Below are 17,951 nucleotides of genomic sequence, written 5' to 3'. Positions count from 1 at the left end.
ATACATGACGTTGTGCCGATTGTGCCATCGAGATATGCATAAGTGTTATTTGTGCAACATGGACTTAAACTGTTTCAAGGAATTGCCGTTATTCCAGAAATCGTCATTGAAGGCAGAAGATCGATGGGTATGTTCGCCCTCGAAAAGGGGGCGCGGTGCGAGCCTTTTTCGTTGTGGGGATGAGGCGGGAAAACATTGCCGCCAGCCACAAATCCGAAAAAACCATTTTGAAACTATGACTGGAGAGGTCAGAAAATGAACATCAAGAGCCTCCTTCTCGGCTCAGCCGCGGCACTGATCGCGGTCAGCGGCGCGCGCGCCGCGGACGCTGTCGTCGTCGCCGAACCGGAACCGGCCGAATACGTCAAGATCTGCGACGTCTACGGCGCCGGCTACTTCTACATTCCGGGCACCGAGACCTGCCTGCGCATCGGCGGCTATGTCCGTTATGACATCGGCGTCGGCGATGCCGGCTCGCTTGATGGTGTCAACCATGTCCCTGACCATCAGAGCGACAGCACTCATTCGACCTATTACAAGAACACACGCTTCACACTGAAGACCTGGACCGGTCAGGAGACCGAGCTCGGTACCCTTAAGACCTACACCGAGACCCGCTTCAACTACGGCAACAGCAGCGGCGACTATTCTGATCAAAGCGCCACCAACGCGAACGACTGGCAAGGCCGTAACAAGTCTCTCTCGCTGCGTTTCGCTTGGATTCAGCTCGGCGGCCTGCGCGTCGGCAAGGACGATACTGCTTTCGATACGTTCATCGGCTACGCCGGCAACGTCATCCAGGACACGCTGGTTCCGTATGGCGGGCAGGAGAGCAACGTCGTTCAGTACTACTTCGACGGAGGCAACGGCCTCACGGGGTTGGTCTCTCTTGAAGAAGGCGCCGGCAAGATCGGCACCATCGACAGCTATGTTCCGCATGTCGTCGGCGGCTTGAAGTACAAGGGCGACTGGGGTGCGGTCACGGGCGTCGTCGCCTATGACAGCAATTACGAGGAAGTGGCCGGCAAGGTTCGTTTGGACGTCAACGTGAGCAAGGAACTGACGTTGTTCATCATGGGCGGCTACGGCACGGACGACAATCTCAATGACAATGCGGGCAACGCCATCGATGCCAGTGGTCGCGGCTTCTACAAGCAGTGGGGTGGCAACTGGGCAGTCTGGGGCGGCGGCACCTACAAGTTCAACGAGAAGACTGCGTTCAACGCCCAGGTCTCTTATGACGACTGGAAGAACCTCGGCGTCGCCGCTAACGTTGCCTATACCGTTGTCCCCGGCTTTACGGTCACGGCTGAAGTCGACTACCTCAATGCTGGTAAGTTCGAGGACGCCGACTTCAACAACTGGACCAAGGCTAACAAGAAGAGCAGCGTCGGCGGCATTCTCCGCTTCCAGCGCTCGTTCTAACGGATCGACTGACCTTACCAGCCCGCCCGCAGCGATATGCTGCGGGCGGTTTTTTTTATGCGCTGTGCCGGCATCAGCGCGTCAAGCACCAAACCCAACCCTTGATTTCGCCATCCAACCGGTGAAATGCTTAGGGCATGGAATGGCGCGACGAGGGAATCATTCTCGGCACCCGCAAGCATGGCGAAACCAGCGCCATTCTCGAGGTGATGACGCGTACGCATGGCCGTCACCTCGGCCTCGTTCGGGGCGGCCGTTCGCGCAAGCAGCAGCCTGTCCTCCAACCGGGCAATCGTGTCGACCTGTTGTGGCGGGCGCGCCTTGACGAGCATCTCGGCACGTTCCAGGCCGAAGCGATAGAGATGAACGCGGCCCGCCTGATGGACAGTGCCGTAGCCGTCTACGGGCTGCAGACCATGGCCGCGCATCTGCGGCTGTTGCCCGAGCGCGACGCGCATGAAGGTCTCTACGAAACGCTTGCCGTGATGATCGCCCATCTCGACGATGCCGATGCCGCCGGCGAACTGGTGGCGCGCTTCGAGCTTCTGGTTCTGGACGAACTCGGCTTTGGCCTCGATCTCAGTCAATGCGCCGCTACCGGCACGCGGCAGGACCTGGCCTATGTCTCGCCAAAATCGGGTCGCGCTGTATCGCGTGAAGCAGGCGCACCATGGCGCGACAAGATGCTGGCTCTGCCGGCCTTCTTGCAGCGCGGCTCCGGCCTGCGCGCGGATCCGGCTGATGTCGAAGACGCCTTCCGGCTGACCGGTTTCTTCTTCACCCGCCACGTCTATGAGCCGCGCGGCATAGAGCCGCCCGACGCTCGCGCCGGCTTCCTCGCCGCATTGCGCAAACACCATGCGCGCGGCAAGACCATAGCCGGCGAGGATGCGGCCAGAGAAATCATCACATGAGCGAGGTCGAGCTTTATCCGGGCCGGGTCTCGCTGCTCGGCCTCGGCACCATTCCGCATGCCGACATCCTGAAATACAGCGGCTTGGAATTGCTGCAGCGCATCGTCGACGGCAAGTACCCTGCGCCGCCAATCTCCTTCCAGCTCAGCTTCGCGCTGACCGAAGTGTCGGAAGGCCGTGCCGTGTTTCGCGGCGTACCCAATGAGCGCCATCTCAACCCGCTGGGCGGCGTACATGGCGGCTGGGCGGCGACTCTGCTCGATTCGGCCCTGGCCTGCGCGGTGCAGACGCTGCTCGAAAAGGGCGAGGCCTACACGACGGCGGAGTTCAAGGTGAACTTGACGCGACCCATCACGCCGAAAACCGGCGAGGTGGTCTGCGAGGGCAAAGTCATTCACAAAGGTCGCACATTGGCCGTATCGGAAGCGACGTTGAAGGATGCCGGCGGCAAGCTGCTGGCTTTCGGCACCGAAACATGCTCGATCTTTCCGGCCGCCAATCTGACGGTAGTTTGAGTTTTGCGGCCGTTTGGCCGCCGCATTTGAGTGTCATTGAGACTGTCAGCGAAAAACGGCCTGGTTTGGGGGAACCGCCATGTTTGAGAGCCTGATCGGCCTTGTCGCCATCATCGCCTTGTTTGTCATCGTTTCGCGCCAGCAAAGCCGCATCGGCCTGGTCGAGCGCGAGCTTGGCGCGCTGCGCAGCCTCGTGCTTTCAGGCGTCGTGCCGTCCAAGGCCAGGCCGTCCGAACAGGCCTCACCCGACAGCGCGCGTGCCGATGTGGCTCCGGTCGCGGCCGACATTTCCTCGCCAGCGATAAGCGAGCCTGTGGTCGCACAAGCGCCGCCCGCCACGGAAGCGGAAGCCCCGATTGATGAGGCCGGGCCATGGGCGCCAAGCAAGACGGCACCCAAGGCAGCGGAACCTTCCGCGCCGGCCGCTCCGGCGAGAGCCGCCCGCCAGTCGGATGTCGAAACGGCACTCGGCACCCGCTGGGCGGTCTGGGTAGGCGGCATCGCGCTGGCGCTGGGCGGCCTGTTCCTGATCCGCTACACCATAGAGGCCGGTATTTTCGGCCCCGGCGTAAGGCTGACCATGGCCGCGGTGCTCGGCCTGGTGCTGGTCGCCGGCGGCGAGTTCATCCGTCGCACAGGCTTTAGAGTGCCGGTGCAAGGCGTTGCCAGCGCCTACATTCCAGCGATTCTGACCGCCGCCGGTGCCTTCATCCTGTTCGGCACCGTCTATGCCGCGTACGGCATTTATGGTTTCATCGGCCCGGCATTCGCCTTCACGCTGCTCGGCGCCATCGGCGTCGCGACGATCGCCGCCGCCCTTGTCCATGGTCAGGCGCTGGCCGGCATCGGCCTCGTCGGCGCCATGGTGACGCCGGTGCTGGTCGCCTCGCAGGCGCCCAATCCCTGGGCGCTGTTCGGTTATCTCGCGATCGTGCTTGCCGCCACCGGCGTCATCGCCCGCATGCGCGACTGGAAGGCGCTGATGGCGGCCGCCTTTTTCGGCACCGGTGCCTGGACCATCCTCTACATGACCGATGCGCCGCAGGCGAACCTCTCCGCCATCCTGTTCATCGACGCCGTCACGCTGGCCGTGCTCGCCCTTGTCTGGCTCGGCCGCCGTGGCGATGAAAGCGTGCAAGCCAGGGTTTTCGACTGGCCGTCCATCGTGCCTGGCCTTTTCGTTGCATTTTCGGCGCTGGGCCTGTCGGTCGACCCGGTCTTCATCGCCGCCGGCGATGCCTTGCCGGGCGCGGTGGTGATCGCCGCATTGGTGGCCGTCGCGCTCTATCGCCCGCTGGCGCTGCCGCTGCTTTATGCCGCCGGACTGATCACCGTGCTGATCTACCTCGGCATTATCCCCCCAACATCGATCGTTTCCGACCTTTCGGGCGGGGCGCTGGGCGTCGATGGACTGCCAGTGGCCATGTCCAATGCGCTGACAATGCGCATAGGCATCGCACTTGGCTTGGTCTTCATGGGCGCCGGCTTCTGGGCCGCGCGCAGGTTCGCCGCCGGAACGCAGATCCGCCCCGCCTCATGGGCGGCATGGGGCGTCATCGTTCCGCTGGTCATCTTGGTGGCGCTCTGGTTCACCTTCGGCAATCTCGACCGCGACTTTGTCTATGCCGCCGTCGCGGCACTGCTGGTCGTCGTTTTCGCCGGCGGCGGCGAGTGGATCGCGCGGGCCGAGGATCCGCCCCTCAAGGGTGGTATCGCGGTGTCGTTTGCCTTGGGCGGCGCGGCCGTCGCCGGTCTCCTGATGCTGCATATGGCTTTCGATTCCGGCTGGACCACCATCCTGCTCGGTGCGGCGGCCATCGTGCCGGCGCTGGCGACGCGCTGGCGCTCCTATCCGGTGCTCGGCTGGATTTCGGTCGGCGCGGTGATCGCAGTGCTTGGCCGCGTCGCCTTCGATCCGACCATTGTCGGTGCGGAGTTCCTCTCCAAGACACCGGTGTTCAACTGGCTGCTGCCGGGCTACGGCGTGCCGGCGTTGGCCTTCGGCTTCGCCGCCTGGCAACTCGCCCGCATGACCAATGGCCGGCCGCGCCTGGCGATGGAAGCAGCAGCGGCGCTGTTTGCGTTGCTCACGCTCGCCATGCTGGTGCGCCATGCCATGCATGGCGGCGTCATCGACACGGGTGCTATGACGCTGGCTGAACAGGCGATCTACACGCTGATCGCCATCGGCGCTGGCGCCATCCTGGTCGCCATCGATATGCGTTCGCCAAGCTCGGTGCTGCGCTATGGTTCGATGGCCGCCGGTGTGATCTCGGTCGCCTTCATCGTTGTCCGGCATTTCGCGGTACTGAACCCTTTATTCACAGACGAATCAACAGGCCGGATCCCGGTGTTCAACCTGTTGTTCCTCGCCTATCTCTTGCCGGCGGTCGCCGCCGGCGGGCTAGCGCTCTATGCCAGGGACAAGCGGCCGAAATGGTATGCGCAGATGCTGGCCGTGGTGGCGGCCGTGCTTGCCCTGGCCTATGCCACACTGTCGGTCAGGCGGCTGTTCAAGGGCGAGTTCATCAGCTTGTGGAGCGGGCTCGGCCAGTTGGAGACCTACACCTATTCGGCGCTCTGGCTGATCATCGGCGTCGCACTGCTCACCGCCGGCGTATGGCTGAAGTCGCAGGTGCTGCGCATTGCCTCCGCCGCGCTGATCGCGATCGCCGTGCTGAAGGTTTTCATCTTCGACATGTCGGAGTTGGAGGGAGTGCTCAGGGCGCTGTCCTTCATCGGCCTCGGCGCGGTGCTGATCGGCATCGGACTGTTCTATCAGCGGCTGCTGACGCGGGCGACCAAATCTGAAGTCGGGTAGGGCTCAAGCCAGGTCGGTCTGCGAGAAATCGTTGCCCTTGTAGAGCAGCGGTATCCGGTGAGCCTTGGCACACGCGTAACTGAAGCAATCTCCGAAATTCAGCTTGGCGGGATGGCCCACATATCGGCCATAGTCGCGAGCGGCTTTGATGGCGAGTTCGCGGATGCGTGCATCTATTGGTATCTCTACAGCTCTAAGCTCGGCCAGGAAGCCTACAACGATCGTTTGGCACCGATCGATTAAGACTGCTGGTGTCAGGGCTTGGTCGCCGTTTTCCGCCAGGGATGTACTGCGGGCTATCCCAATGATCGCTTCGAATGCGGAGCTCGGAGAAAAATAGAGCTTGTCGGCACGTTCAGCTTTTTCTAGCAGACTGTCCGCATCTGCCTCCTGCAGGAGGATCGCGATGATAGCCGAAGCATCAAGGAACATCAGGTTCTCCCCATCCTTCGTCCATGAATTTTTTCATGTCGAAGTTCGGGTCACGAGGACCAAGCGCGCTTGCAGCGTCCTGAAACTTCTTGATGCGCTCGCTCAATGGAAGGACGGCGTTCGTCCGTTCAAGCTCGCGCTTGAGGGCAATCCGGACCGCTTCCGTCTTTGTCGGCGCCTTGATCGCAGACTGCAACTGGCGAGCCAGCGCGTCGACCTCGTCATCACGGATGTAAAGCGACATACTCGGCTTCCTCGTCAGACGTATATCTTAAGTTGAATATACAGAATATACGATTTTGAATATACATTTTCCCGGGCGGATTTTCAATTCTGCCGGATGCGTTTTCGTCTATCGTGCGGAAAGACGAGATACCCTCTCAGTTTTCTGCCGGGAATAATTTAGCCGGTCATGTCGTTATCTCATTGCTTGGGTGACCGGGGCGGCGGACCGCTTCGCGCTGGCCGCTTGCGCCGCGCTCGGAAGGCGCGTTCAATCGCTATCAACAATGGTGACCTCAGAAACAGCGGTCATGGACGAAAAGAAGGCAGCAATCCTTGGCGAAATACCGCGCCTGCGCCGCTACGCACGCTCGCTTTTGCGCGACCGCGACGCTGCCGACGATCTCGTCCAGGATTGCCTCGAGCGGGCGCTTGTGCGGCTCGACAACTGGCAGACAGGAGAAAGCCCCCGTAGGTGGCTGTTTACGATCATGCATCATTTGTTCATCGACCAGATGCGCAAGGTGAACCGCCGCGGCGAGGCGGCGATGCTGCCATTAGCGGCCGCTGAGGCAGTCGCCCAGCCGTCCGAGCAGATGGAGAGCATCGCCTCGCGCGAGATCATCGACGCGTTGCAGGCGATCAGCCCCGACCGCCGCGCAGCCCTGGTCATGGTTGCCATCGAAGGCTTCTCCTATGCCGAAGCCGCCAGCATTCTGGCCGTGCCCGCCGGCACGCTGATGTCGCGCATCGCGCGCGGGCGTGAGGAATTGCGCGGATTGCTGGACGACACGGCGCGTCGCCGCGCGATAAGGATCGTCGAGAAATGATCCGCCGCGACTTTTCCGAACGTGACATCCACATGGCGCTCGACGGCGAACTGCCCGCCGACGAGCGCGCCGCCTACGAAGCCTGGCTCGACGCCAATCCCGAGATGAAGGCCAAGAGTGCCCGCTTCACCGCCGATCGGACGGCATTGCAGGCCGCCTTCGCCGGAGTGCTGGACGAACCCGTGCCTGCGCGGTTGCGCAAGGTCGTGCTCGGCGAGGCACCGGTCAAGGTCGCGATGCCACGCTCGCGCTGGTGGCTTGCCGCGGCCGCTGCTGTGCTTGTGGTCGCCGGCGGGCTTGGCGGCTACCTTGCCGGCATCGATGGCATCGGGCTGGAGAACCCGGCGGAGGATCGGCTGGCCGAGCAGGCAATCGCGGCCCATGTCGTCTTCGCCGCTGAAAAGCGGCATGCGGTCGAAGTGCCGGCCAGCGACAAGGATCATCTGGAGACCTGGCTGTCCAATCGGGTAGGGCTGAAGCTGGTGGCGCCGGACCTGACCGCGAACGGTTTCCAGTTGGTCGGCGGCCGGTTGCTGCCAGCCGGAGAGAGCAAGGCCGCGATGCTGCTCTACGAGGACGACAAGGGCCAGCGCATATCTCTCTTCGTGACGGCACAATCAGCGGAGAACGCCAAGGGAACTTATGCATCGGCGCAGGACGGTCCCCGGGCCGTCTACTGGCTGGACAAGGGCTATGGCTGCGCCGTCGTCGGCTCGCTGCCGCGCGAGCAATTGGCCATCGTGGCAAAGAGCGCCTATGGTCAGCTTCTGGCCGGCCTGGCCAGTTGAAAGGCGCCGCTTTTGATGGCAACACCGATCTATGTTGGTGATCTGGTTCAACGCGTTTTTACATCGCCGACTGCTGTCGAATCTGTCACAATTCGGCCCTATTCGAGGTGCGATAGCGCTTTCTGGCCGTCAGTATTTCGACTGATGTCTTGAACGTTTCAAGTAGGGCATTTCCCACCACCAATCGAGGTTCTCTGAAGCCGCATGCCTGCCGAGATCCGCACGGCCCGCGCGTCTGACGTCGATGATCTCGCCGCCATAGAGAAAGCTGTTTTCTCGACCGACCGTATTTCCCGCCGCTCCTTCCGCCTGTTCATCGAACGTGAAACCGCCGAGACCCTGGTCGCCGAAGTCGATGGCCGCGTGGCCGGCTACGCGATCGTGCTGTTTCGCAAGGGAAGCGGTGTGGCGCGCCTGTATTCGATCGCCACCGGTCCGTTTTTCGGTGGGCTAGGTGTCGGCCGCATGCTGCTCGGATCCGCCGAAGAGGCCGCCTTCGAACACGATCGCATGATGCTGCGTCTCGAGGTGCGCGAGGACAACAGCCGCGCGATCTGCATCTACGAACAAGCCGGCTATCGCAAGATCGGCCGCGAACCAGGCTACTATGAGGATGGCGAGACGGCGCTGCGCTACGAAAAGACCTTGCGCGGCGACGTTCCGATCGCCACCAAGGTGCCGTTCTATCAGCAGACTTGCGAATTCACTTGCGGCCCGTGCTGCCTGATGATGGCCATGGCCAATTTCGATCGCGGCTTCGTGCCGGATCCGGTCATGGAAATCCGCCTGTGGCGCGAGGCGACGACCGTCTTCATGATGTCGGGGCCGGGCGGCTGTGAGCCTTTCGGCCTTGCTGTCTCGGGGTACGAAAGCGGGCTTGCGGCGGAGGTCTACGTCTCCTTCTACGGCGCGCTGTTCCTGCAATCGGTGCGCAGCGAGGACAAGCGCCGGGTGATGGAACTGGCCCAGGTCGACTTTCGCCGGCGCGCGGAACTTTACGGCATCCCGGTGAATTACCGTCCGTTCACCATCGACGATATCAGGGCCGCGATCGCTGGGGGAAAACTGGTGCTGGTGCTGATCAGCGGCTTCCTGATGTTCGGAAAGAAGGTGCCGCATTGGGTGCTGGCGATCGGCGATGACGGCGACCATATCCTGATCCACGATCCTTGGGTCGAGGACGAAAGGCAGGAGACGATCCTTGATGCCGCCAATATTCCCGTGCCTTACGGCATCTTCATGAACATGGCGCAGTTTGGCCGCGACGGACTGCGTGCCGCCATCACTCTGGGAAAGCGCTGATAACAATGACCTGGGTTATTCTTACAGGCAGGCAGAGCGATCTCGACCAGGTGGCGACACCACATAAGATCATCACCAATCGCGACTATCTCGCGCATCCTTCGTTGTTTCGCGGCCAGCGCCCGAAAGTCATCAACCTCTCGAACAACTACGCCTACCAGAGCCGAGGCTACTATGCCTCGCTGCTGGCAAGCTCGCGCGGGCATAAGGTGATCCCGACGGTCGAGACGATGATCGACCTGTCGGAGCGCAAGCTTTATGAGCACGCGCTGCCGGAACTGGAGCTGGCGCTCAACAAATGCCGCAAGGACCTCGGCGGCGCCTTCCCGCAAAAAGTCTGCATCTTCTTCGGCATCGGGCCGTCGAAAATCTGGGACCGTTTCGCCAAGCTGTTGTTCGACTGGTTCCGCGCACCGGCGCTCGAAGTCCACATCAAGGACAGCGCCGAATGGGCCTCGATCCGCAAGATCGGCTTCCATCCGCTGGCGCGCATGACCGAGGACGAGGAAAAAAACTTCATCCAGTGCCTGGAGACCTACACCAACCGCGAGTGGCGCGACACCAAGGGCCGCACGCCGGCGCGCTACACCTTCGCCACGCTGGTCGATCCACATGAGGAATTGCCGCCGTCGGAGATATCGTCGCTGCGCTACTGGGCCAAGATCGCCGAAAAAATGGGCGTCGAAATCGAGCCTATCACCAAGCGGGACCTCGCCAAGCTCGCGAACTACGACGCGCTGTTCATCCGCGAGACGACTTCGATCTCCAACCACACCTATCGCTTCGCCCGCCGGGCCCAGCAGGAAGGCATGCCGGTCATCGACGATCCGTTGTCGATGATCCGCTGCACCAACAAGGTCTATCTCAACGAGCTGATGGCCTACAACAAGGTGCCGGTGCCGCCGACGGTGATGATCGCCGGTACCTCGGACCTCGAACTGGCGGCACAGACACTGGGCTTTCCGCTGGTGCTGAAAATCCCGGATTCGTCATTCTCACGCGGCGTCAAGAAGTGCGCCAACTTCGATGAACTGAAGACGCTCGCCACCGAATGGCTGGAGGATTCCGATCTTCTGATCGCGCAGAAGTTCATTCCGACCGAATATGACTGGCGCGTCGGCGTGCTCGGCGGCCAGCCACTGTTTGCCGTGCATTATCTGATGGCCAAGAAGCACTGGCAGATCGTCAACCACAAGGCCAACGGCAAGCCCGACCAGGGCGGCATCAAGACCTTCACGCTGAAGGAAACGCCGGCGCATGTCGTCGAGACGGCGGTAAAGGCGGCGCGCTGCATCGGTGACGGGCTCTATGGCGTCGACCTTAAGGAAACCAAGGACGGCGTCTTCGTCATCGAGGTGAACGACAACCCTAACCTCGACCACGGCTGGGAGGACTCCGGCGAAAAGGACGAAGTCTGGGTGCGTCTGACGCAGTGGTTCCTGGAGCGGCTGGATCGACCGGGGCGGTAGTCAACCGGGCTTCGAGGTTTTTGCCGGCTGAATTCGCAAGGAAATTTACCGCACCTTTCGTGATGGGGACCGGGCGAGCTCCGTGTGCATCACATCGCGGCTGACATAAACCGCATAGGCTTGCATGCCGAGCATCACGCGGTGTGCCATTTCATCAACTGCCGCAGTTTCATACGCTGATCGGAGGGCATTTGAAGGTGGTAGAGCCGAGCTATGTCAGCTTTCACGGCAAATACATCGAGATGCTACGCTGATGACGGCCGCTCACCCGGTTTGGCTATGCACCGAACGGGATTCTAACAGGCGCTGAATATCGGCCGCCTTTGACGGCACGCCGATCAGATAGCCCTGCGCCTCGTTACAGCCATTGCCTCTCAGCATGTCGAGCTGCGCCTCGGTCTCGACACCCTCGGCGGTGACGGTGATGCCAAGCTCGGCACCCAGCCCGATGACGGTGCGAACGATCGCCGCAGTGTCGCGATTGCCCAGGTCGTGGATGAACGAACGGTCGATCTTGATCTTGTCGACGGGAAAACGCCTGAGATAACCGAGCGAGGAATAGCCGGTGCCGAAATCGTCGAGCGCGATGCGAATGCCGAGCCCGCGCAACTGCCGCAATGTCCTCAGCACGGCTTCACTCTCATCCATCAGCACGGTTTCGGTTATTTCCAGTTCCAGCCGGTCGGCGGGCACGCCGGAAAAGGCGAGAGCCGAGATGACGCTACGGGCAAAGCCGCCGCTTTTGAGCTGCACGGCCGAGACATTGACCGCGATGCGCAGGCCGGCCGGCCAGCCTGCCGCAGCGGTGCAAGCCTTTCTCAGCGCCCACTCGCCAAGCGGCACGATCAGTCCGATTTCTTCGGCGACCGGAATGAACTTGTCGGGCGCCACCGTGCCCCGCTCTGGCGAATGCCAGCGCATCAAGGCTTCGGCACCGACGATCTCACCGGAGGCGATGTTCATGATGGGCTGGAAATCGAGATCGAACTCCTGTCGAGGCAGCGCTGCCTCGAGGTCGGTCTCGAGTGCGCGTCGTGCCCGCACCATGGCGTCCATTCCGGGCTCGAAAAAACGGTACAGATTGCGCCCTTCGCTCTTCGCCCGGTAGAGCGCCGTATCGGCGTTTTTCAGCAGCGTATCGGCGTCGCTGCCATCGTCGGGAAACACAGCGATGCCCATGCTGATGCCGACATGCATATCGCGGCTCTTGTCGCGGAAGGGTTTTGCGATCGTTTCGACGATCCGCTTCGCCAGTTTCTCAGCATCGGCGATACCCTTGAAATTGAACTGGATAATGACGAATTCGTCGCCGCCGAAACGGGCGACGACATCCGTTTCACTGCGCAGGCAACGCTGCAGCCTGTCGGCCACGGTCTTCAGCAGCCAGTCGCCGGCCGGGTGCCCCCAGCTGTCGTTGATGGCCTTGAAGCGATCCAGATCGAGCGAGAAGATTGCTAGCGGCGTAGCCGCCGGATCTTCCAACGCAAGATCGAGGCGTTCGCGAAACATCTGGCGGTTGGGCAACCCGGTCAGCGTGTCGTGATGCGCAAGATGTGTCATGCGCTCTTCGGTGCGGCGGCGTTCGGTGACGTCGTCGAAGGTCGCCACCCAGCCGCCGCTCATCGGCTGGCGTGTGACCAGAATCGTCCTGCCGTCGGTAAGATGCCGATACGCCGAATGCATTTTCCCTGCCACTAGGCAGGCTTCGGTTTTGGCGACTTCGCTATCGACGTCGATCTTCGTATAGATGCCAAGTTCCAGCAATCGTTCGAGTGCGTCGCGGTGCGTCGTCCCGAGCGGGAAGTCCGCCGCGGTGACTTTGTAGAGTTCCAGAAAACGCCCGTTGCGCACGATCATCTTGCCATCGGCGTCATACATCAGCAGGCCCTGCGACATGTTGGCGAGCGCGGCGTCGAAGCGGCGGTGCTGCTCCTTGAGCTCTTGTTCGGCGCGCCGCTGTTCGGTGATGTCCTCGTAGATCGAGACCCAGCCGCCCAGAGCCAGCGGGCGATGCGAGATGTTGATGATGCGACCATCCGACAACGTCTCCTCATAGGTCGAGGGTTTTGCCTGGTCGATATAGGGCTTGCGGATGGCGTAGAGCTGTTCGGCGCTTTCCGAGGCGATGCCTATGTCGACGCTATGGCGCAGAATGTCGAGGAACGGGATGCCGGGCCGTATCACCTTGGGGTCGAGACAGAAGATGTTGATATAATTGCCGTTGCAGATGATCATCCGCTCGTCGGCGTCGAACATGCAAAGGCCATGCGACATGTTTTCGACCGCGGCCGAAAAACGTTCGTTCCGTTCGCGCAGTTCGTCTTCCATATGGCGCGAGCGATCCATGCCTTCGGGCTCCCGATCCGGGACGGCCGAACCACCCTTGGCATCAGCGACGGGCATGAGGCGCCTGCGGATCGTCATCGAACGAGCTACTGTGGTCGCCGCCGGTTAATTTAGCGTTTTAGCCGACCGCGGACGCCGAAGCCTGATGCCGCGACCTCTCGATGGCGGAAAACCGCTTCAGGAACGCATTCTGCGCCCAGGTCACCGATCGCGGCGTGAGGTCGAAGCGGTCGGCATTGAAGCCGCGCGGACGGCCGAAGAATTCGGTCGCCTCGGCGGTCGAAAACCCGGCAAGCAGCGTCGCCTCGAAATAGGCGGCGATCTGGTCGGCGCGCTTGATCTCCTTGCGCAGCGCGGCAGCTGGTTCCGGCGGCAGCGAGAAGCGCAGATGGATCGCGCGCTGCAACCGCAACTCACAGTCCTTGTAGCTTCCGCCCATCACCGATTTGAACGGTGAGATCATGTCGCCGATGACATATTCGGGGGCGTCGTGCAGCAGCGCGGCCAGCCGCGCATCGGGCGAAGCCTCAGGCATCAGATCGCAGAACAGCGCCTCGACCAGAAGCGAGTGCTGGGCAACCGAGAAGGCATGTTCGCCGCTGGTCTGGCCGTTCCAGCGGGCAACGCGGGCGAGCCCATGCGCAATGTCCGAAATCTCGATATCGAGCGGCGAGGGGTCGAGCAGGTCGAGTCGGCGGCCCGACAGCATGCGCTGCCAGGCGCGTGCCGGCGCGCCGACACGGTCGGCCGCCATCAGGCCTCCTCCGCGCTGACGGCTTCCTGCGGGAAGGCGAATTTTGCCCAAGCCGGGATGGCAAGTGAAACGGTGGCGTCCCCGGCCATGATCGGCTGACCGGCGTCGATCGCCGCCTTGATCCGGTCGATGCGGGCAATGGCCAGACCGGTCGTGCCGACAGTCGAGCCGAGCGTGCCAACCGACCGTCCCGCGACGGTTAGCTCGGTGCCTGATGCGGGTAGGGACCTGTCGGCCGATGCAATCAGTACGCGCCGCCGGGCGGTGCCGCGATGCTGCATGCGCGAGACGACCTCCTGGCCGACATAGCAGCCCTTTCTGAAACCGACACCGCCGGTTTCGTCCAACAGCACGTCATGGGGGAAAGCGTCTCCAAGTTGGTAGTCGCTGCCGCTTTCGGCAACACCGCCGGCGATACGGAAGGCGTGCCATGCGGCGAGGTCGCTTCGATCATCGGTTTTGCTATAGGAGCGCGTGACGGCGCCGCTCGGAAAGCGCGTGTCGGTCACCGCCGTTGAATCGGATTGTGAGGGCGTTGATTCAGGTCCCCATGCGACGGTGACAAGCGCCTGATCGGATTTGGCAATCTCGACTTTGGCGCGCAGTTTGTAGAGCGTCAGCCGGCGCATGAAATCGTCCGAGATATCGGCACGGCATTCGAGCCGGAATGCATTCTCTCCGGCGCGCGAGATCAGGAAATCGAAAAGGATCTTGCCTTGCGGCGTCAGCAGCGCGCCGGGCTTCGCTTCGCCAGGAGCCAATATGTCGAGATCGGTGGTCAGGATGTTCTGCAAAAAATGCTCGGCATCGGGACCCGAGACGGAAATGAGGGCGCGGTCTTTGAGCTGGGCAAAGGGCATGGGCGGAAAAGCAGCCTGATCTTGCAAAATGGTCGGCCTTTACGTAAGCCGCTGGCACTCCCCCCGCAAGAGAGCATGGCCATGATCTACGACCTCATCCTGACAGGCGGCACAGTGGTCAACCATGATGGCGAAGGGGTCCGCGATATCGGCGTGAAGGACGGGCGCATCGCCACCATCGGCGATCTCCGCCAGGCTTCGGCCGGCGAGACGATCGACTGCCGCGGCCTGCATATCCTGCCGGGAGTCATCGACAGCCAGGTGCATTTTCGTGAACCTGGACTGGAGCACAAGGAAGATCTGGAAACGGGTTCGCGCGCGGCGGTGCTTGGCGGCGTTACCGCCGTGTTCGAGATGCCCAACACCAATCCTTTGACCACCAGCGAGGCAGCGCTTGCCGACAAGGTTCGGCGCGGCAGCGGTCGCATGCACTGCGATTTCGCATTCTGGGTCGGCGGCACGCGCGAGAATGCGAAAGATGTCGGCGAACTCGAGCGGCTGCCGGGCGCGGCCGGGATCAAGGTCTTCATGGGCTCGTCCACCGGCGATCTGCTGGTCGAGGACGACGAGGGCGTGGCATCGATCCTCCGAAACACGCGCCGTCGCGCCGCCTTTCATTCCGAGGACGAGTTCCGGCTGCGCGAGCGTCTGAACGGACGCATCGATGGCGATCCGTCATCGCACCCGGTCTGGCGAGATGAGATCGCCGCCTTGCGCTGCACCGAACGGCTTGTATGCATCGCGCGCAATGTTCGCGCCCGCATCCATGTCCTGCACATCTCGACGGCCGAGGAGATCCTGTTCCTCGAACAGCACAAGGATGTCGCGACCTGTGAGGCGACGCCGCATCATTTGACGCTGAGCGCGGACGATTATGCGCGGCTCGGCACGCTGATCCAGATGAACCCGCCAGTGCGTGCCGCGCGTCATCGCGACGGCGTCTGGCAGGGCATTGCGCAAGGCATCGTCGACGTGCTCGGCTCCGACCACGCGCCGCACACGCTGGCCGAGAAGGCAAAGCCCTATCCGGCCTCGCCCTCGGGGATGACCGGCGTACAGACGCTGGTGCCGATCATGCTCGACCACGTCAATGCCGGCCGATTGACGCTGCAACGCTTTGTCGACCTGTCCAGCCACGGCCCGCAACGCATCTTCGGCATGGCGAGAAAGGGCCGCATCGCCGCCGGCTACGACGCGGACTTCACCATCGTCGATATGAAGCGGCGCGAAACCATCACCAACGCGCAGGCCGGCTCGAAAGCCGGCTGGACGCCCTACGACGGCAGGGAAGTGACTGGCTGGCCCGTCGGCACCGTTATTCGCGGCCTGCGTGTGATGTGGGAAGGGGAGATTACCACGCCGAGCCAGGGCAAAGCGGTGGAATTCTCCGAAGCATTGGCGGAGTAGCTGTTTCTACGGCGTTGGATTTTTTAAGGACAATCCACTAAGTTAATTGGGATATGAACGCCGATCTCGCGCCCATGATTGTCCCTGCTGAGTTCCCGGAACTCCAAGCGCTTGCTTGGAACCGCGATGCAGCACGCCCAATTCCGGCCGAGGAGGCATTTGCGCTATACGAGCGGAATTGGCGTTTTGTCGATCAAAAGCGCCTTACGTCGCGTGAGAAGATGCTTATCCAGACTCTGGCAGACAAGTTTGGTCACGGCATCCTTTTGACCACTGTCTGAAGTTCGTCTCCCTCTTCTGATCTTTACCTCGCAGCTGGAACATCAACGGGACACACCGCGAGCGGAAATCATGACGAAATTCAAGAAGCCTGAACATCGGATCATTGCCGAAACCCTCGGATTGATGGATCACCGTTTCCTGACCGCAAACCAATGCTGGTTCGGTGGCGGCACGGCGATCGTCATGAAATTCGGCGAATACCGACGGTCGCTGGATGTCGACTTCCTGTGTGCCGACGCTGACGGTTATCGCGAACTGCGGACCTGCGCGGCCGAAAGGGGAGTTAGGGCGTTCTTTCCCGCACCCGTGGAGGCCGTTCGGGATTTCCAGATCGACCAGTATGGCTTGAGGACGATTGTACGATTGAAAGGGCAATCGATCAGATTCGAAGTCATCCGCGAAGGCCGCATCAGACTGCAAGGTCATTTCGACAACGATCTGAATGTATCGACCCTCGTCCCCGCAGACATGTTTGCCGAGAAGTTGCTGGCCAATGCCGATCGATGCCAGGACCGCGCAACTGCATATCGCGATGCTATCGATCTTGGAATGTTGATTGACGCGTATGGCGAAATCCCGATCGAAGCGCTCGGCAAGGCGCAAACTGCTTACGGGCCAGACATTCAGCACAAGGTCGCATGGGTGGTGAACAAGCTTCAGGACAAGGACGAGCTGCGCAACGCAGCCGATATCCTGCAAATGGACTCCAGCGTGGCGGCGGATACTATTTCGCTTCTTCGAGAGGAAGGCGCTCGTATATGGCCGGATGCCGGAATCGACGAGGGACCACGTCGGTAGCTGGCGGAACTCAATCCCCGGCGACGAAGAAGGTCCATTGTCCGGTGGGCGTAATGCCGACACGATAGAAGATGTAGGCGCCGAACTGCTTCATGTCGTCGAAATCGCCAGCGGTGACGATCTTGAACAGTTCGACCCGCTGCTTGGCATCCAGCTTGTCCAACGGCATGGCGAAGAAATACGGCCACACATAGAGTTCTTCGGGCTTGCCGGCATCGAGGTGGACATAACCGGCATTGAGCACCTCCTCAAGGATGGCAAGGATCTCCTGGCCATCCGGATCACCCGAGAGACCCTTGAGGAAGGCGATGACGTCGCCGTCTATGTCGGTCAGTGATATCTGAGTCATGCTGCCGCCCGTACCGATCAAGGGCCGCAGTTTTTCGATGTCGCCGCCCTTGCAGGCCTCGACGATCAGATCATGCATGCGCCGCACCGGTTCCGGCAGCTTGCCGAGATCGTAGACAACCTCCGGCAGGGGCGTGTCCGGATCGACGCGCGGCCTGGTCACGCCGCCATCTGCCGGGCTGTCGGGCTCGGATTCGCCCGGAGCAGCCGGCTGGCCGACCGGGTTGGGCATCGGCACGGTGCTCCCTGGCGGCGACATGTCGTCGTCCGCCGGCTGCGTGACAGTTGGAGGGAGCTCTTCGCGCTTGATCTCGCTCAGCGCATAAGCGGGGCTGCTTGCGAGACATACAACCAGGGGAATCGCGGCACAGCAAGCAGCGAACCAGATGCAAAGGACCAAGCCACGCGGCTCGCCTGACATCGAAAAACTCACTGCCC

At 61.8% G+C, this 17,951-nt stretch carries 17 protein-coding genes; 11 read left to right on the top strand and 6 right to left on the bottom strand.

Going from position 1 to position 17,951, the window contains the following annotated elements:
- Positions 1-255: 255 nt before the first annotated feature.
- The 4 genes from X744_RS144185 (at position 256) to X744_RS144200 (ending at position 5,675) form a co-directional block, all read left to right on the top strand.
- Positions 256-1,425 carry a porin gene (locus tag X744_RS144185; RefSeq protein WP_023762083.1) on the top strand — a complete coding sequence of 390 codons (1,170 nt, stop codon included), beginning with the start codon at positions 256-258 and terminating at the stop codon, positions 1,423-1,425.
- A 137-nt stretch (positions 1,426-1,562) separates the two neighbouring features.
- Positions 1,563-2,339, top strand: a complete 777-nt coding sequence (recO, locus tag X744_RS144190; protein ID WP_023762082.1) for a DNA repair protein RecO — start codon at positions 1,563-1,565, stop codon at positions 2,337-2,339.
- A complete protein-coding gene (locus X744_RS144195) occupies positions 2,336-2,854 on the top strand; it encodes a PaaI family thioesterase (RefSeq protein WP_023762081.1) in 519 nt (172 codons plus the stop codon). The genes recO and X744_RS144195 overlap by 4 nt, the downstream gene beginning before the upstream one ends.
- A gap of 79 nt (positions 2,855-2,933) precedes the next feature.
- The gene (locus X744_RS144200; protein WP_023762080.1) at positions 2,934-5,675 is read left to right on the top strand and encodes a DUF2339 domain-containing protein; all 2,742 of its coding nucleotides are present in this window, start codon (positions 2,934-2,936) and stop codon (positions 5,673-5,675) included.
- 3 nt (positions 5,676-5,678) lie between these two features.
- Here the strand turns inward: X744_RS144200 and X744_RS144205 are convergent, their stop codons facing one another.
- Both X744_RS144205 and X744_RS144210 read right to left on the bottom strand, forming a co-directional pair.
- Positions 5,679-6,107 carry a type II toxin-antitoxin system VapC family toxin gene (locus tag X744_RS144205; protein WP_023762079.1) on the bottom strand — a complete coding sequence of 143 codons (429 nt, stop codon included), beginning with the start codon at positions 6,105-6,107 and terminating at the stop codon, positions 5,679-5,681.
- Positions 6,097-6,351: a type II toxin-antitoxin system VapB family antitoxin gene (locus tag X744_RS144210; RefSeq protein ID WP_023762078.1), complete on the bottom strand. Its 255-nt coding sequence runs from the start codon at positions 6,349-6,351 to the stop codon at positions 6,097-6,099. The genes X744_RS144205 and X744_RS144210 overlap by 11 nt, the downstream gene beginning before the upstream one ends.
- Positions 6,352-6,640: 289 nt before the next feature.
- On the opposite strand from X744_RS144210, the gene X744_RS144215 reads away from it, so the two are divergent.
- The 4 genes from X744_RS144215 to X744_RS144230 all read left to right on the top strand — a co-directional run bounded on the left by X744_RS144215 (position 6,641) and on the right by X744_RS144230 (position 10,718).
- Positions 6,641-7,159 carry an RNA polymerase sigma factor gene (locus tag X744_RS144215; protein WP_023762077.1) on the top strand — a complete coding sequence of 173 codons (519 nt, stop codon included), beginning with the start codon at positions 6,641-6,643 and terminating at the stop codon, positions 7,157-7,159.
- A complete protein-coding gene (locus X744_RS144220; RefSeq protein ID WP_023762076.1) occupies positions 7,156-7,947 on the top strand; it encodes an anti-sigma factor in 792 nt (263 codons plus the stop codon). Before X744_RS144215 ends, X744_RS144220 begins: the two co-directional genes overlap by 4 nt.
- Positions 7,948-8,151: 204 nt before the next feature.
- Positions 8,152-9,249, top strand: a complete 1,098-nt coding sequence (locus tag X744_RS144225) for a peptidase C39 family protein (RefSeq protein ID WP_023762075.1) — start codon at positions 8,152-8,154, stop codon at positions 9,247-9,249.
- Between the two features lie 5 nt (positions 9,250-9,254).
- Positions 9,255-10,718 carry a RimK family protein gene (locus X744_RS144230; protein ID WP_023762074.1) on the top strand — a complete coding sequence of 488 codons (1,464 nt, stop codon included), beginning with the start codon at positions 9,255-9,257 and terminating at the stop codon, positions 10,716-10,718.
- Between the two features lie 264 nt (positions 10,719-10,982).
- Here the strand turns inward: X744_RS144230 and X744_RS144235 are convergent, their stop codons facing one another.
- The 3 genes from X744_RS144235 to X744_RS144245 all read right to left on the bottom strand — a co-directional run bounded on the left by X744_RS144235 (position 10,983) and on the right by X744_RS144245 (position 14,678).
- Positions 10,983-13,121, bottom strand: a complete 2,139-nt coding sequence (locus X744_RS144235) for an EAL domain-containing protein (RefSeq protein ID WP_031261011.1) — start codon at positions 13,119-13,121, stop codon at positions 10,983-10,985.
- Between the two features lie 61 nt (positions 13,122-13,182).
- Entirely contained in the window at positions 13,183-13,818 is a 636-nt protein-coding gene (locus X744_RS144240) for an HD family hydrolase (RefSeq protein WP_023762072.1), read from the bottom strand.
- The gene (locus tag X744_RS144245; protein WP_023762071.1) at positions 13,818-14,678 is read right to left on the bottom strand and encodes a folate-binding protein YgfZ; all 861 of its coding nucleotides are present in this window, start codon (positions 14,676-14,678) and stop codon (positions 13,818-13,820) included. Before X744_RS144245 ends, X744_RS144240 begins: the two co-directional genes overlap by 1 nt.
- Positions 14,679-14,753: 75 nt before the next feature.
- On the opposite strand from X744_RS144245, the gene X744_RS144250 reads away from it, so the two are divergent.
- The 3 genes from X744_RS144250 to X744_RS144260 all read left to right on the top strand — a co-directional run bounded on the left by X744_RS144250 (position 14,754) and on the right by X744_RS144260 (position 17,165).
- Entirely contained in the window at positions 14,754-16,085 is a 1,332-nt protein-coding gene (locus tag X744_RS144250; RefSeq protein ID WP_023762070.1) for a dihydroorotase, read from the top strand.
- Between the two features lie 53 nt (positions 16,086-16,138).
- Entirely contained in the window at positions 16,139-16,366 is a 228-nt protein-coding gene (locus X744_RS144255; protein WP_023762069.1) for a hypothetical protein, read from the top strand.
- A 70-nt stretch (positions 16,367-16,436) separates the two neighbouring features.
- Complete coding sequence (locus X744_RS144260) at positions 16,437-17,165, top strand: nucleotidyl transferase AbiEii/AbiGii toxin family protein (protein ID WP_023762068.1); 729 nt, start codon at positions 16,437-16,439, stop codon at positions 17,163-17,165.
- 10 nt (positions 17,166-17,175) lie between these two features.
- On the opposite strand, the gene X744_RS144265 is transcribed toward X744_RS144260, so the two are convergent.
- Complete coding sequence (locus tag X744_RS144265) at positions 17,176-17,946, bottom strand: hypothetical protein (protein ID WP_031261009.1); 771 nt, start codon at positions 17,944-17,946, stop codon at positions 17,176-17,178.
- Between the last annotated feature and the right edge of the window lie 5 nt (positions 17,947-17,951).

Source organism: Mesorhizobium sp. LNHC252B00, assembly GCF_000502955.1.
Lineage (GTDB): Bacteria > Pseudomonadota > Alphaproteobacteria > Rhizobiales > Rhizobiaceae > Mesorhizobium.
Note: the sequence above shows the minus strand (reverse complement) of the source record. Positions and strands in the feature narration are given on the sequence as shown.

What these genes read in the sequence shown, in the direction of transcription:
- X744_RS144220 (WP_023762076.1), top strand. Translation starts at nt 7,156, where the DNA reads ATGATCCGCCGCGACTTTTCCGAACGTGACATCCACATGGCGCTCGAC.
- X744_RS144210 (WP_023762078.1), bottom strand. Translation starts at nt 6,351, where the DNA reads ATGTCGCTTTACATCCGTGATGACGAGGTCGACGCGCTGGCTCGCCAG.
- X744_RS144225 (WP_023762075.1), top strand. Translation starts at nt 8,152, where the DNA reads ATGCCTGCCGAGATCCGCACGGCCCGCGCGTCTGACGTCGATGATCTC.
- X744_RS144200 (WP_023762080.1), top strand. Translation starts at nt 2,934, where the DNA reads ATGTTTGAGAGCCTGATCGGCCTTGTCGCCATCATCGCCTTGTTTGTC.
- X744_RS144240 (WP_023762072.1), bottom strand. Translation starts at nt 13,818, where the DNA reads ATGGCGGCCGACCGTGTCGGCGCGCCGGCACGCGCCTGGCAGCGCATG.
- X744_RS144235 (WP_031261011.1), bottom strand. Translation starts at nt 13,121, where the DNA reads ATGCCCGTCGCTGATGCCAAGGGTGGTTCGGCCGTCCCGGATCGGGAG.
- X744_RS144205 (WP_023762079.1), bottom strand. Translation starts at nt 6,107, where the DNA reads ATGTTCCTTGATGCTTCGGCTATCATCGCGATCCTCCTGCAGGAGGCA.
- X744_RS144215 (WP_023762077.1), top strand. Translation starts at nt 6,641, where the DNA reads ATGGACGAAAAGAAGGCAGCAATCCTTGGCGAAATACCGCGCCTGCGC.
- X744_RS144185 (WP_023762083.1), top strand. Translation starts at nt 256, where the DNA reads ATGAACATCAAGAGCCTCCTTCTCGGCTCAGCCGCGGCACTGATCGCG.
- X744_RS144195 (WP_023762081.1), top strand. Translation starts at nt 2,336, where the DNA reads ATGAGCGAGGTCGAGCTTTATCCGGGCCGGGTCTCGCTGCTCGGCCTC.
- recO (WP_023762082.1), top strand. Translation starts at nt 1,563, where the DNA reads ATGGAATGGCGCGACGAGGGAATCATTCTCGGCACCCGCAAGCATGGC.
- X744_RS144255 (WP_023762069.1), top strand. Translation starts at nt 16,139, where the DNA reads ATGAACGCCGATCTCGCGCCCATGATTGTCCCTGCTGAGTTCCCGGAA.
- X744_RS144260 (WP_023762068.1), top strand. Translation starts at nt 16,437, where the DNA reads ATGACGAAATTCAAGAAGCCTGAACATCGGATCATTGCCGAAACCCTC.
- X744_RS144250 (WP_023762070.1), top strand. Translation starts at nt 14,754, where the DNA reads ATGGCCATGATCTACGACCTCATCCTGACAGGCGGCACAGTGGTCAAC.
- X744_RS144245 (WP_023762071.1), bottom strand. Translation starts at nt 14,678, where the DNA reads ATGCCCTTTGCCCAGCTCAAAGACCGCGCCCTCATTTCCGTCTCGGGT.
- X744_RS144230 (WP_023762074.1), top strand. Translation starts at nt 9,255, where the DNA reads ATGACCTGGGTTATTCTTACAGGCAGGCAGAGCGATCTCGACCAGGTG.